General features: G+C 37.2%; 17 protein-coding genes. 11 read left to right on the top strand and 6 right to left on the bottom strand.

The features are described from left to right. The first annotated feature begins 74 nt into the window (after nucleotides 1-74). Together KHA96_RS10890 and KHA96_RS10895 are read left to right on the top strand one after the other, a co-directional pair. The gene (locus tag KHA96_RS10890; RefSeq protein ID WP_213129316.1) at nucleotides 75-713 is read left to right on the top strand and encodes an HAD family hydrolase; all 639 of its coding nucleotides are present in this window, start codon (nucleotides 75-77) and stop codon (nucleotides 711-713) included. Beyond that, nucleotides 688-1,206, top strand: a complete 519-nt coding sequence (locus KHA96_RS10895) for a GrpB family protein (RefSeq protein ID WP_213129317.1) — start codon at nucleotides 688-690, stop codon at nucleotides 1,204-1,206. The genes KHA96_RS10890 and KHA96_RS10895 overlap by 26 nt, the downstream gene beginning before the upstream one ends. 37 nt (nucleotides 1,207-1,243) lie before the next feature. On the opposite strand, the gene KHA96_RS10900 is transcribed toward KHA96_RS10895, so the two are convergent. Continuing rightward, entirely contained in the window at nucleotides 1,244-1,633 is a 390-nt protein-coding gene (locus KHA96_RS10900; RefSeq protein ID WP_213129318.1) for a tautomerase family protein, read from the bottom strand. 142 nt (nucleotides 1,634-1,775) lie between these two features. On the opposite strand from KHA96_RS10900, the gene KHA96_RS10905 reads away from it, so the two are divergent. Together KHA96_RS10905 and KHA96_RS10910 are read left to right on the top strand one after the other, a co-directional pair. Further along, complete coding sequence (locus KHA96_RS10905) at nucleotides 1,776-2,483, top strand: HAD family hydrolase (protein ID WP_213129319.1); 708 nt, start codon at nucleotides 1,776-1,778, stop codon at nucleotides 2,481-2,483. 129 nt (nucleotides 2,484-2,612) lie between these two features. Further along, entirely contained in the window at nucleotides 2,613-3,290 is a 678-nt protein-coding gene (locus KHA96_RS10910; RefSeq protein ID WP_213129320.1) for a hypothetical protein, read from the top strand. A gap of 402 nt (nucleotides 3,291-3,692) precedes the next feature. Here KHA96_RS10910 and KHA96_RS10915 read toward each other — a convergent pair whose 3' ends face one another. Genes KHA96_RS10915 through KHA96_RS10925 form a run of 3 tightly spaced genes read right to left on the bottom strand, consistent with a single transcriptional unit; the run spans nucleotide 3,693 to nucleotide 6,257 of the window. After that, entirely contained in the window at nucleotides 3,693-4,475 is a 783-nt protein-coding gene (locus KHA96_RS10915; RefSeq protein ID WP_213129321.1) for an ABC transporter permease, read from the bottom strand. Between the two features lie 4 nt (nucleotides 4,476-4,479). Next, the gene (locus KHA96_RS10920) at nucleotides 4,480-5,283 is read right to left on the bottom strand and encodes an ABC transporter permease (RefSeq protein ID WP_213129322.1); all 804 of its coding nucleotides are present in this window, start codon (nucleotides 5,281-5,283) and stop codon (nucleotides 4,480-4,482) included. After that, nucleotides 5,280-6,257 (bottom strand): ABC transporter ATP-binding protein, encoded by a 978-nt coding sequence (locus KHA96_RS10925; RefSeq protein WP_213129323.1) that lies wholly within the window; start codon nucleotides 6,255-6,257, stop codon nucleotides 5,280-5,282. The genes KHA96_RS10920 and KHA96_RS10925 overlap by 4 nt, the downstream gene beginning before the upstream one ends. A 124-nt stretch (nucleotides 6,258-6,381) precedes the next feature. Between KHA96_RS10925 and KHA96_RS10930 the strand changes: the two genes are divergently transcribed. Continuing rightward, a complete protein-coding gene (locus KHA96_RS10930; RefSeq protein WP_213129324.1) occupies nucleotides 6,382-6,951 on the top strand; it encodes a Uma2 family endonuclease in 570 nt (189 codons plus the stop codon). Between the two features lie 39 nt (nucleotides 6,952-6,990). Here the strand turns inward: KHA96_RS10930 and KHA96_RS10935 are convergent, their stop codons facing one another. Continuing rightward, a complete protein-coding gene (locus KHA96_RS10935; protein WP_249315461.1) occupies nucleotides 6,991-7,566 on the bottom strand; it encodes a YdcF family protein in 576 nt (191 codons plus the stop codon). A gap of 75 nt (nucleotides 7,567-7,641) precedes the next feature. On the opposite strand from KHA96_RS10935, the gene mobA reads away from it, so the two are divergent. The 5 genes from mobA to KHA96_RS10960 are packed head-to-tail and all read left to right on the top strand — an operon-like array spanning nucleotide 7,642 to nucleotide 10,747. Further along, nucleotides 7,642-8,226: a molybdenum cofactor guanylyltransferase gene (gene mobA / locus KHA96_RS10940; protein ID WP_213129325.1), complete on the top strand. Its 585-nt coding sequence runs from the start codon at nucleotides 7,642-7,644 to the stop codon at nucleotides 8,224-8,226. Beyond that, complete coding sequence (locus tag KHA96_RS10945) at nucleotides 8,223-8,687, top strand: molybdenum cofactor biosynthesis protein MoaE (RefSeq protein WP_213129326.1); 465 nt, start codon at nucleotides 8,223-8,225, stop codon at nucleotides 8,685-8,687. The genes mobA and KHA96_RS10945 overlap by 4 nt, the downstream gene beginning before the upstream one ends. Then, entirely contained in the window at nucleotides 8,680-8,913 is a 234-nt protein-coding gene (gene moaD / locus KHA96_RS10950; RefSeq protein WP_213129327.1) for a molybdopterin converting factor subunit 1, read from the top strand. The genes KHA96_RS10945 and moaD overlap by 8 nt, the downstream gene beginning before the upstream one ends. Nucleotides 8,914-8,918: 5 nt before the next feature. Then, a complete protein-coding gene (locus KHA96_RS10955) occupies nucleotides 8,919-9,935 on the top strand; it encodes a ThiF family adenylyltransferase (protein WP_213129328.1) in 1,017 nt (338 codons plus the stop codon). A 14-nt stretch (nucleotides 9,936-9,949) separates the two neighbouring features. Next, nucleotides 9,950-10,747: a YhfC family intramembrane metalloprotease gene (locus KHA96_RS10960; protein WP_213129329.1), complete on the top strand. Its 798-nt coding sequence runs from the start codon at nucleotides 9,950-9,952 to the stop codon at nucleotides 10,745-10,747. 27 nt (nucleotides 10,748-10,774) lie between these two features. Here KHA96_RS10960 and KHA96_RS10965 read toward each other — a convergent pair whose 3' ends face one another. Then, on the bottom strand, nucleotides 10,775-11,101 hold the full coding sequence (locus KHA96_RS10965; protein WP_213129330.1) for a YflT domain-containing protein: 327 nt from the start codon (nucleotides 11,099-11,101) through the stop codon (nucleotides 10,775-10,777). Between the two features lie 240 nt (nucleotides 11,102-11,341). Between KHA96_RS10965 and KHA96_RS10970 the strand changes: the two genes are divergently transcribed. Then, nucleotides 11,342-12,415, top strand: a complete 1,074-nt coding sequence (locus KHA96_RS10970) for a Gfo/Idh/MocA family protein (RefSeq protein WP_213129331.1) — start codon at nucleotides 11,342-11,344, stop codon at nucleotides 12,413-12,415. The last annotated feature ends 94 nt before the right edge of the window (nucleotides 12,416-12,509 follow it).

Below are 12,509 nucleotides of genomic sequence, written 5' to 3' on the forward strand. Positions count from 1 at the left end.
AAGAAAAAATAGTAGGGAAATGGTAGATTTAGAAGGATCATTCAATGTTCGAAAATAACTTTGGAGGACAATAGATGAAAAGTGAGGATAAATTTGATTTAGTATTAGATATCGCAGGTGTACTAGCAACTAACTTTTCACCATTATTTTGGAGAGAGCTTTCTATAGAATATAGTATTTCATATAGTGATCTTATTGCTTTCAAAAAAGAAATCCGTGATGAATTATGGACGGGCAAAATTACAGAAAACGAGTTTTGGCATAGATTAAGAAAAAAGTTTCCGACTATCGAAATGGAGGGTGCAAAGATAAAATTATTATCCTGTATAAAACCATTACCCGCGATTGAACAAATTCCACTTTTAAGTGAATATGTGAATATTCATTTACTGAGTAATCACAGGAGAGAATGGATTGAGCACATAATTAGCCCTGTTAATCATTATTTAAAAAGCATTATAATATCTAGTGATGTAGGCTGTTGTAAGCCGCAAGCGGAAATCTATTTAATTGCCAACACTTATGTAAGCCACGATCATGTTCTATTTGTAGATGACCAAGAGAAAAATTTGAAGGAAGCACACAATATTGGTTGGAATACTTTACTCGCTGATGAAAAAGGAGAATGGATGAACAGCTTATCCACATTTGTAAAAAATTCAAGCGAGATTCGAAGGAGAGATGATTATGAAAGTACGACTTTCAGATTTTAGTGAGTGCTGGGCTCAAATGTTTCATGATGAATCCCAATTCCTGAAAACAATATTTGGTGACGAAATAATAATATTTGAGCATTTTGGAAGTACGTCCGTTAAGGGTATGATGGCCAAACCCGTAATTGATATGATGTGCATCGTGAAAGATATAGAAAAGATAGATTCGTTCAATGAAAAAATGGATTTCTTGGGATATGACGTTGCTGGAGAGTTGGGGATTCCAGGAAGACGATTATTCCGAAAGGGCGGGGAAGATAGAACTCATCATATTCATTTTTATCAACAAAATAATCCACATATTGAACGCCATTTAATTTTTCGTGATTACCTCCGTACTTATCCACAAGAAGCAGCAAAATATAGTGACTTTAAGAAGCAGTTGGCCCGCCAATTTGATGATACTAGAGAATATAGTATGGCAAAAAAGCATTTCGTGAAAGAAATGGAACAAAAAGCCCTTCTTTGGTTTCAAAAAAGTCAGCAGAAATAACAGAAACAAGGCTAAAAGGTTAAAGTTATAAATAAAATTAAACATTAACCTTATAATTCAAAACTAATTCGTCTCCTGGTAATCCTCTTATTCCCCAATTATGTTTTGGCGTTTCAAAAATAGTAATTTCTAAGTCTTGAGGGAATATTTCTAATTCTGAACTAATACGTTCAAATAACAACTTTATTAATAATTTTTTTGCTTCAACTGTTCTACCTTCAAATATACTAATCTCGATTATCGTATATGCCTCAGTTCGTCCGTCTGCAAAATAAAAGTCACTTTCATCCATAGGGAAAAAACGATGAAATTTCTTATTAGTAGGATATTCAAGCGCATCTACCATACACGAATGAATGACATTCGATAATGTTTTTTTTATAGGATTTAGCTTTTCCTTAAATCCATAAATTTTTATTTGTCCCAAAGTCATCATCCCTTTAACTCGTCATTAAACCAAAATGGGCTACTACATAATCACTATTCAACAAAAAGAAGAAATCTCCTTTTTTAACCCTTTTCCTTAAATTTGAATAATAAGCCTTTAGAAAGTTTGAGGAGTGAATGAATTGATTAAACATCGTTTACTATTGATCGACTTAGATGATACTCTACTTAGTTCTACATGGTTTTATGATGGATTGAAAAAAACGATTAAGATACATCCTTTAACCGAAAAACTAGATGAGGTAATATTTTTTGAAAAAATGCGTAACGTTCCAAAGTACTTATTGGAGAAATTGACAAGGAAGGAACTAACCCCATTGGAATTTAGACGAGAACGGTGGAGGCAATCCTTTGCATATTTTGATGTGGTGTATGATATAGAACTGCTAGATGAAATAGATGGGCTCTTCTTGAAAATAAGTATGGATTATATTATCGAAAATAAAAAATTAATAGATTTACTGAATGATTTGCAAGCACATTATCAACTTGGAATAGTCACAAACGGTCTTTATGATCCACGTATTAAAATTAAGAAGATGCAACTATCGGTCGTTTTTCCTGATGATTGTATATTCGATGCTGAACAGCTTGGATATAGGAAGCCTGACCAAGAGATTTATTTAGCAGCCTTGAACCATTTTGGGAAAGAACCGCGAGAAACTCTTTTTATTGGAGACTCTTGGACACACGACATAGTTGGACCAATGGAAGTTGGAATGGATGCCATCTGGGTTAATAAAAAAGGTATAAAAAAACGGACACCTCATCATCCCTTTGCTATTGTTTCAGATATATTGGAGGTAAGAAGCATATTGCTTAGAAATTAAGTTAATAAATGACTACTCGCTTTGAGGATTATTGGAAGGTTTTGAAGAATTTCTTATTAAAGATTTAATTGGAGTTACTTTTTTGTTGCAAATTTCCTATAAAAAAGAAATTGATTTAGGGGGACAGGTGTGAAAACAACATTAATAAATATCCTTCTACGTATTTTGTTTTATCCTTTACCTGAAATATCAATTAGTGGAAAAGAAGAAAAAGTATTTCATGATTTATTCGAAACTTCTAGTAAAAAAGCGGATAAATTAATCGAGTACAACCTTGCCGTACCTAAATATAAATTTCTTTATTATTTAACGAAAAGTAGGCTGGTTGTGTTACATGGATCTAATCAAAAGGAAATACATACTTTTGAACCTCGCAGGCAGACCTTATATAACGGTGAAATAGTGGAGGCGATTTTTGCTACTAAAGATCCGTTGTGGCCCATTTTTTATGCCATTTTAGATAAGGCGAAAATAGTTGGAAATATAAGAAATGGTTCCGTGTCAACGAATGGCCATAGAAGTTTTCACTTTTATTCCTTAACGAAACCTACACTCATAAACTCTCCTTGGACATCCGGAATGATTTATCTATTTCCTCATGATTCCTTTACCAAGATAAGTAAAGGTGCCGTTCAATTCAATGAATGGATTAGTGAAAGACCCATAACGCCAATTGCTAAAATTGAAATTGAACCAAGCGATTTTTATTTTATCGAAAGGGTGGTATCACATCGATCTGATGAATCATTAATTAAATCGTGGTTGTTATACAAATTGAGATCATTGTTATTTAAGAAAAATACATAACGAAAGTATAGGAACAAAGCTAAACACTTGTAATCAAGTAATATTCAATTCCCAAAGATAAATGTTAATATTAAAAGTATTTTTAACTTTGGTATAATCGCCAATCATCGAATATGGGTGCATTCATTAAAAAAATGCGAGTAAAAGGGCACCGATCATCGTATTGATGCCCTAAGTTGATCAGTAAAGGAAGAGGAAGGTCATCAATCATCGTATTGATGCCCTAAGTTGATCAGTAAAGGAAGAGGAAGGTCACCAATCATCGTATTGGTGCCCTTAGTTGATCAGTAAAGGAAGAGGAAGGTCATCAATCGCACCATTATGGCCTTTGAGTGTTTAAAAAAGCAAGATGAAGGCTATCAATCTACATAATGAAGATTTTTATCTTCATCATCCACCAAGTCACGACCCTGTCGATCGATAGTGCTTCACCCCAAACCGCCAAACGAGCAAACATGGGAGTATAAAAACTATTCCAGCAATCGGTGCTAGCATATTGAGAAGGGCGTCTCCTTCATTTCTTCCTAACACATACAATAAAGGCAGGTAGTTGACGCAGCCAAACGGAATGACGAATGTAAAAAATTTAGTGACCCATTTGTGGTAGATATTCAATGGATATTGGGCCATTTCCCTGCCGCCATCGGTAAAAATATTTACGACTTCGAGTCCTTGAATCGTCCAAAAACATAAAGTTGCGGCTAGAATGAAGATGCCCGTAAAAATAAATACTCCGCTGAAAATCATCAGTAAAAGAACACAAGCTTTTACAAAACTCCATTCAATCGATAAGTTACTTAATGCCCAAGTCAAAACGATGATGCTTTGAATGAGTCTTCCCAATCTTGTAAACTCGAATTGCGATCCCATTACTTGAATGATCGTACCTCTAGGCCGTACGAGCAATCGATCAAAATTTCCGTTCCTCACAAGGCCAGAAAACGAATCAAATCCTCGTGCGAAACATTCACTTATGGCGAATGACATATGAATGACTGCAAAGCATAGAGCTACTTCGAAAAATGTCCATCCTTTAATTTGGCCAAAACGTTCGAATAGAAAATATAGCCCTGCAAAAACGGATAAAGGTATGAAAAATTGGCCTAGCGATAATAGCCAAAATGATGTTCGATACTGCATTTGAGACTTAAACAATATATGAAGGTATTTAAAATATAAGCTCATTCCATCATCCTCCTTGAACGACAACTCTTTGCAAGGCTTTTTGAAAAGCAAATTTTCCGAGTAAAACAAGGACGACTAACCATCCTAATTGAAACAGAATGCCGACCAAAGCTTCATTCTGAGGAATATGGCCGGAATAAACGCGGAAAGGAAAATCGGCTGTTAAACGGAACGGGAGCATATAAGCAATATTTTGCATCCAAGATGGCATTAATGGAATGGGAATCGTCAGCCCTGCTAAAAATTCACCGACCACACTAAACATAAGTAATGAGCCTACAGGTGACATTGTGATGAATACAGAGATGTAGATAAACATGGAGATGGCTACTAATAGTAATAAACCTAGTATGATAGCTAAGACAAATAATAGAAAGGTAGTGAAGTTTGACGGTAATGTCATTCTATAAGGCTGCGGCAAGAAAAACGCAACGATTAGAATTGGAAAGCTTCGAAGTAGTGCACTGGACAAGCGTTGTGCGAGTAACTTTGCATACCAAAAGCCGTAGATTCCGCAAGGTCTACAAAGTTCATAGGCAATATTTCCAGTAGTAATAAGATCGAAAAGCTCGTTATCACGAAACCAAAGCATGATGAAAGCAAGAAACGCTTGTTGAAGCCAAAGGTACGTAATTAATTCTTTTAATGACATCGGCGGAGTTTGGATAGCATGTTCATAAAAAGCCTCAAAAATCATGATATACATAAATCCCCAGAAAAATTGCGTTGCTACCCCGGCAAGTGCTGCTGTCCGATATTGCATTCCGTTCAGAAGCCTTAACCTCAACACTGAGACATATGCACTCATATTTGATACTCCTTATATAATTGAATAATAATTTCTTCAATAGGCTGGGAATCAATCGAAAGGTCAACGATTTCCACCATGCTTGATAATGTCGCAATGACTTCTGAGACCATGGTTTTCCCTGTATCCACACTTAAAACTGCCCGATCGCTAGTTTGAGAGAGTACGGTCACTCCATAAATATTAAAAGCTTGGGAAGCTTTCCTATAATCAACTGTCATCATTTTGTTCGACCCAAACTTTTTCCGAAGCTCATTCAGTTTCCCATCATATAGCAAACTACCTTTTCCGATTAAGATCACACGGTCGGCAAGCGCCTCAATATCGTTCATATCATGCGTCGTTAGGATGACCGTCACGCCTTTTTCTTTATTGATCGTTTTAATAAAATTTCGGACTGCAATTTTAGAAAGAGCATCAAGCCCAATCGTTGGCTCATCTAAAAACAATACACTCGGACTATGTAATAAAGACGCAGCAATTTCACAACGCATCCGCTGTCCTAAGCTTAACTGCCGCACGGGTGTGTTGATAAGCTCCTTTAATTCGAGTGTTTCCACAAGCAAATCTATATTTGCCTTATATTCTTGTGGAGGAATTTTATAAATATCGCGTAAAAGCTCGAATGAATCAGCGACTGGTACATCCCACCAAAGTTGGGAACGCTGGCCGAAAACAACGCCAATATTTTTCACATATGAAACTCGTTCTTTCCAAGGCGTATATCCCATTATCGTACACTTACCGCTATCAGGTACCAAAATACCGCTCATCACTTTAATGGTAGTGGACTTTCCAGCTCCATTTGGCCCAATGTAACCAACAATTTCCCCAGGATCAATTGAAAACGAAATATCATTGAGTGCATGAACAATTGTATGCTCACGGTAAAAAAGCGCTTTCAATGAATTCGCAAGTCCAGTTGAGCGCTTAGCAACTTTAAATGATTTGTTTAAGCCTTCAATTTTAATCAAGCATTTCCCTCCCTTAAATACACAATCGGAAGGAAAATATTATCACTATATGATAGGGCTGTCAATCCATTTTTTAAAAATTTGAAAAATATATGGTATAATTTGAATAAGAAGGGGGATGACTATGAGTCTCTATCAAAAAGAGCCTATTACGTTTGACGAGTATTTACAAATTCGCGAGAATACCGAAGAATTATTGGAATACATCGATGGGTTCATCTATATGTCGCCATTTCCATCGACAAGGCATCAACGAATATCTAGGAAGCTCCTAGTTCAATTGGATCGTTTTTTTGAAGGGAAGCCTTGCGAAGTTTTTTCTGCACCGTTTGATATTGAACTGAAAAATGAAAAAAAGGATGGGACCAAAATTTTCATTCCGGACCTGAGTGTTATTTGTGACAAAAAGGGATTCACGGATTCTAGATATGTCGGAGTTCCAAGTCTAATAATAGAGATCCTAAGTCCTACCAATCAGTCTCATGACCTAATCACGAAGTTAAATATTTATATGGAGTATGGAGTGAAAGAATACTGGATTGTGAATCCAATGCTATTATCAATTACAGTTTACAAGCTTAATGAAAAAAATATGTATGAGCAGCATGATATGAAAACAGAAATAGGACAAATTCATTCGGGATTTTTAGATGGATTCACTATAGAATTGAAGGAGATTTTTAGTGAAGGGTAAAAATCGAGTGTTAACCATAGGGAGGCACTCGATTTTTTGCTATTTTCCAAATACATATGTTTTTAAAAGCGCAAAACGCTCGCGAGTTGTTAATTTCCATTTCACAACCTTAGGTGTTTTGGCCGCTACAGTGTCCGACTCTAAATCAAGTCTGCGGGCAATTTTTCTAGCTCGTGCAAGATGGAAATCACTCGTAATGATCGTAACAGAGTTGATGGAAGCAGGCAGCAGTTTCTTAGAAAATTGAATATTTTCATAGGTAGATGTCGATGCTGTTTCCAAAATTAAGCGATCCTCTTTGATGCCGTGTTCGACTAGGTATCGTCTCATAGCTTCCGCTTCTGAAATATCTTCATCCGGACCTTGGCCTCCTGATAAAATGAATTTTACGTGATGGTGTTCGTTTGCGTAATTCAAGGCCGCTTCAAGTCTGTAGCGTAAAGAAAGTGAAGGAATCTCACCATTCACTTTAGCACCGAGAATTATGGCATATTCATTTTTTCCATTGGCGGCGGGCTGCTTGCCGGCATTCATCCAACTTTCCGTTTTAACCCACAACGTAATACCAATTATGGCGAAAGGTAGTACACATAATAAAATCCATTTTAATTTCAACAAAATTCACCTCATAATTAAAGAATATCGGACTTCATTATGTTAGTAAATTGAAATTTTAAAGGGGGCGCAAAAGTGAAAACGATTATTCTAGCTGGAGGAAAATCAAGCCGCATGGGTGAAAATAAAGCTTTAATGAAAATAGGGGACAAACGAGTTATTGATCGTATCATAGAGGAATTCATCCCTATTTCAGAAGAAGTATTTTTAATAGCGAATGAACAATTTTATCAAATAGAACATTCCGTGATGGTTTTGGAAGACACAGAAGCATATAAGAGCCAAGGTCCATTAGCTGGGATTTTAACTGGGCTAACTGCCGCAAAGCAGGGCCCGTGTCTCGTTGTTGCTTGTGATATGCCGTTTGCATCTGCTGATTTAGCAAAACAACTCGTACAAACACTCATTGATAAAAAACTTGATGCTGTCGTTCCTATTGTCGGGAGACAGATTCATCCACTATTTTCCGCCTATGATGCGCGAATACTTACGTATGTGCATGAAACATTAAAAGAGGGTAAGAAAGCAGTAAAATCTTTGCTTGATCGTATCAATGTTGAGTATATTGAAGTTATGGATTCATTAGATTTATGGAATATGAATACTAAGGAAGATTATATAGAGGCAAAAAAACGAATTGAAGGGAACGAACTTCATTGAATTGTGAGATCACGAGAGACCCTATAAAAATAGAAGAAATATACGAAAAAGTGGTACGAAGAGAAGCAGGAGCCGTTACAACCTTTATCGGAACTGTCCGTGAATTGACTCATGGCCGGAAAACACTTTATCTTGAATACGAAGCATATGAAGCAATGGCACTAAAAAAGCTTGAGCAAATTGTAGCGGAGATGAAGGAACGCTGGCCAGGAGTGATTGCTGCGATCTCACATCGAATTGGACGTCTTGAAATAACTGATATTGCTGTTGCGATTGCGGTTTCTTCCCCACATCGTCCGGAAGCATATGAAGCAAATCGCTACGCTATCGAAAGGATCAAAGAAATTGTTCCGATTTGGAAAAAGGAGCATTGGGAAGATGGCGAGAAATGGATTGGCAACCAGCAGGGGACAAAGGAATATGTGGAAGGAAAACCTGAGGAGGCAGACTTAAATGAATAAGATTTTGTTATTCGCGCATTTAAAAGAGCTGGCTAAGGATAGTTCTTTAACATTGGATGTTTCGGGAAAAACAGTAAAGGATCTGCGAGATTATTTAGAGACTGAAACAAATCTAGGAAGTTTGGCTGGAATTATGGTCGCCATTAATGAAGAATTTGCTATAGATGAAACAGTTATAAAAGCTGGAGATGTGATAGCACTTATTCCGCCAGTAAGTGGGGGCTAATCCAGATGGACCGATACTCACGGCAAATTTTATTTAAAAAAATGGGTGAAGCAGGTCAAAAGGAAATGGCAAAAAAGCACGCACTCATTCTTGGAGTGGGTGCTCTAGGCACACATACTTCGGAAACTTTAGCTCGCGCAGGCGTAAGGAAGCTAACGATTATCGACCGGGATTATGTTGAAATGAGCAATCTTCAAAGACAGCATTTATTTACGGAAGAAGATGCACTAAAAAAATGGCCGAAAGCGGAGGCAGCAAAAAATAGATTGCAGCAAATTAATAGCGAAGTTGAAATTGAGGCTATCGTTGCCCAAGCAGATGGAGCTCTTTTAGAAGGTATGATAAATGATGTCGATCTACTCATAGACGGCACCGATAATTTTGAAACGCGATTTTTAATGAACGATCTTGCCCATAAGTATGGTATCCCTTATATTTTCGGCTCATGTGTCGGAAGCTTCGGAATGGCATTTACAATTATTCCTGATGAGACTCCTTGCTTACAATGCTTATTGAAAAAGTTGCCGTTGCAAGGTCAGACTTGTGACACAATTGGAATCATCGCACCTACTGTTCAAATGGTTACGGCTCATCAAAGTGCGGAGGCTTTGAAAATTTTATCGGGGAATAGTGAAGCAGTGCGAAAAACCTTTGTTTCATTCGATCTATGGGAAAATGAATATGTAGCTTTAAAGGCAGGGGCATTAAAAGATAAAGCGTGTCTTTCATGTGGAGAAGAACGTACATATCCATTTTTACAAGCAGATTCCAATACGAAGGTGGCTGTTTTATGCGGCAGGGATACAGTGCAAATACGTCCTGCTGACGGTGAGTCTCTTTTATTGGAGCAGCTTGCGGATAGATGGCGTTCAGCTGGATATGAGGTTGGAGGAAACCCTTTCTTACTTTCAATCGTAAAAGAAGGAACACGGATTGTTTTTTTCAAAGACGGCCGTGCACTCATTCATGGGACGAAAAATCCGAATGAAGCTAGGAAAATCTATTATTCTTTAATTGGATAGGAAAGGAGTAGGGTATGGTAAGTTCGACAATGATTGTTTCAATGTTCATTTCTTTTATCATTGCTGTAGGCACACCGATATTTTTACTTGTTTTTTTCAAAAAAAGATATAAGATTTCACTGATTGTATTGTTGATTGGGATGGTAACGTTCTTTCTGTTTGCTAATGTATTAGAAGGACTTTTGCATAGCTATTTCCTCGTTTGGAATAAATCTACGAAACAGTTTTTCGAAAATCCATGGCTTTTCATGCTTTATGGAGGTTTAATGGCGGGAATTTTCGAGGAGACAGGTAGATTTATCATGATGAAGTTTGCATTGAAGAAGTACCGGGAATGGAGAGATGGACTTGCGTTTGGCCTTGGTCATGGCGGGATGGAAGCTATCTTACTCGTTGGAATTAATAGCATCATGATGATTGTTTTTGCTTTTATGATTAATAACGGGACCTTCGATTCGTTATTGATTAATGAACAAACGATAGAAGCATTAAGCCCAATAAAGGAACAATTGACGAGTAGTTCGCCCTTTATGATCCTGTTAGGTGGAATTGAGCGATTAAGTGCACTTTCTATTCATTTAGGACTTTCCATTCTTGTATTGTATGGGATCCATAAACGAAAAATAATATATCTTTTTCTAGCGATTCTTATTCATGCAGTCTTTGATTTCCCGGCTGCTCTTTACCAAGCGGGTGTGATTACAAATATTTATTTGGTAGAGTTGTTGATTGCAATCATCGCCGCCGGTTCCATATATTGGGTAGTGAAGTCGAAAAAATTATTTGAAGATGATAAAAGGGCTGCCAGTTAACTAGTTGGCAGCCCTTTATGATCAATATTAATGTTCAGTTGTAGCAACAATGACTACTTGTCCTTGATCCAAGACTTTTTCATATTGCTCCGCCTCTGCTTCAGTTAGGCCGACAGCTTCGAATTTAGCGCGAAGCTCATCTCCTCTTTTTCGGAATACATTGCTGACTGAATCAAGAACTCCGAGCTCTCCCACTCCTACTACACCAGTATCTGTAACGTCCGTCAAATCCTTTGAACGTTCTTCATCATGTGCAAATAAATAAATATGATTATGCTCAAATCCTTGGTTAGTTAAATCATTTATAATATTTTTTGCCTCTAGACCATTCTCACAAACTCTGACGGTATTCATATATTACATCTCCTTTTTTAGTAAATAAGTGGACACTATTTATATAACCCGTTAGATTTCAATTAAAACATTTAATGGATAATAATTAGGTTAGACAAAATAAACCAAATTTGTAAGGATGTAGGATTCAATTTTCCATAAAACCGTATATTATTTAAATAGGTTGTTTAATAGAGAGGATTGGTTTTGATATAATAAAGTTGTCAGAAAATAAATTACATTGTGAGAGTGATTTAAACGATGAGTAATGGAGATGGAATGAATTACGCACCAAAAGGAAAACCAAATCCTGTTGTAAAAGAAGGAGAATTTATTTTTGCAGCGATTGCTTTAGATCACGGACATATTTACGGTCAATGCAATGGATTGATTGAGGCAGGGGCAACGTTGAAATGGGTGTATGATCCTGATCAAGCTAAGGTAGACCAGTTCCTGAAAACATATCCACAAGCTAAACAGGCGAGCAAGATCGAAGAAATTTTAGAAGATCAGGAAGTAAAGCTTGTAGCAGCGGCGGCAATACCATCGGAACGAAGTGCTTTAGGCAATCGTGTCATGCGAGCGGGAAAGGACTATTTTACGGACAAAACTCCTTTTACAACATTGGCGCAGCTGGAGGAAACAAAAAAGGTCGTTGAAGAAACAGGGCAAAAATATATGGTCTACTACAGTGAGCGTCTTCATGTAGAAAGTGCCGTATTTGCTGGTCAACTAATTGAAGAAGGAGCCATAGGCAAAGTTATTCAAGTGACTGGCTTCGGGCCTCATCGATTAAATGCGCCGAGCCGACCAGATTGGTTTTTTAAGAAAGAACAATATGGCGGTATTTTATGCGATATCGGAAGCCACCAAATCGAGCAATTTCTATTCTATACAGGGGCCAAAGATGCAAAAGTGTTACATAGTAAAGTCGCAAACTACGATAATCCCGAATACCCGGAACTTGAAGATTACGGAGATGCCACATTAGTAGGGGACAATGGCGCAACACAATATTTCCGTGTAGATTGGTTTACACCAGATGGATTGAGTACATGGGGAGATGGGCGTAGTTTTATTGTCGGGACAAAAGGGACAATTGAAATTAGAAAATATGTTGATTTGACCCGGAATACTGGTGGAGATCACTTGTATCTCGTCAATCAAGAGGGTGAAAAATATTTTGACCTAAAAGGTGAAGTAGGATATCCGTTCTTCGGAGAATTGATTAAAGATTGCATCCATCGTACAGAAAATGCGATGACACAAGAGCATGCATTTAAAGCAGCGGAATTGTGTTTAATGGCGCAGGAAAAGGCGATTAAGTTGATGTAGTAAGAGCCTTTGTTCATTAAAGGTGGCTGTTCAAATAGACAGTTTTCAATCACTGTTTTTTTGGATGGCTTTTTTTTGTTATTAACAAAACGAA

This window comes from Bacillus sp. FJAT-49711 (assembly GCF_018343715.1).
Classification (GTDB): Bacteria; Bacillota; Bacilli; order Bacillales; family Bacillaceae_C; genus Lederbergia.

Coding starts and splice junctions, on each gene's coding strand:
- KHA96_RS10920 (WP_213129322.1), bottom strand. CDS start 5,283: ATGAGTGCATATGTCTCAGTGTTGAGGTTAAGGCTTCTGAACGGAATG.
- KHA96_RS10960 (WP_213129329.1), top strand. CDS start 9,950: ATGGTAAGTTCGACAATGATTGTTTCAATGTTCATTTCTTTTATCATT.
- KHA96_RS10890 (WP_213129316.1), top strand. CDS start 75: ATGAAAAGTGAGGATAAATTTGATTTAGTATTAGATATCGCAGGTGTA.
- moaD (WP_213129327.1), top strand. CDS start 8,680: ATGAATAAGATTTTGTTATTCGCGCATTTAAAAGAGCTGGCTAAGGAT.
- KHA96_RS10930 (WP_213129324.1), top strand. CDS start 6,382: ATGAGTCTCTATCAAAAAGAGCCTATTACGTTTGACGAGTATTTACAA.
- KHA96_RS10970 (WP_213129331.1), top strand. CDS start 11,342: ATGAGTAATGGAGATGGAATGAATTACGCACCAAAAGGAAAACCAAAT.
- KHA96_RS10965 (WP_213129330.1), bottom strand. CDS start 11,101: ATGAATACCGTCAGAGTTTGTGAGAATGGTCTAGAGGCAAAAAATATT.
- KHA96_RS10895 (WP_213129317.1), top strand. CDS start 688: ATGAAAGTACGACTTTCAGATTTTAGTGAGTGCTGGGCTCAAATGTTT.
- KHA96_RS10915 (WP_213129321.1), bottom strand. CDS start 4,475: ATGAGCTTATATTTTAAATACCTTCATATATTGTTTAAGTCTCAAATG.
- KHA96_RS10955 (WP_213129328.1), top strand. CDS start 8,919: ATGGACCGATACTCACGGCAAATTTTATTTAAAAAAATGGGTGAAGCA.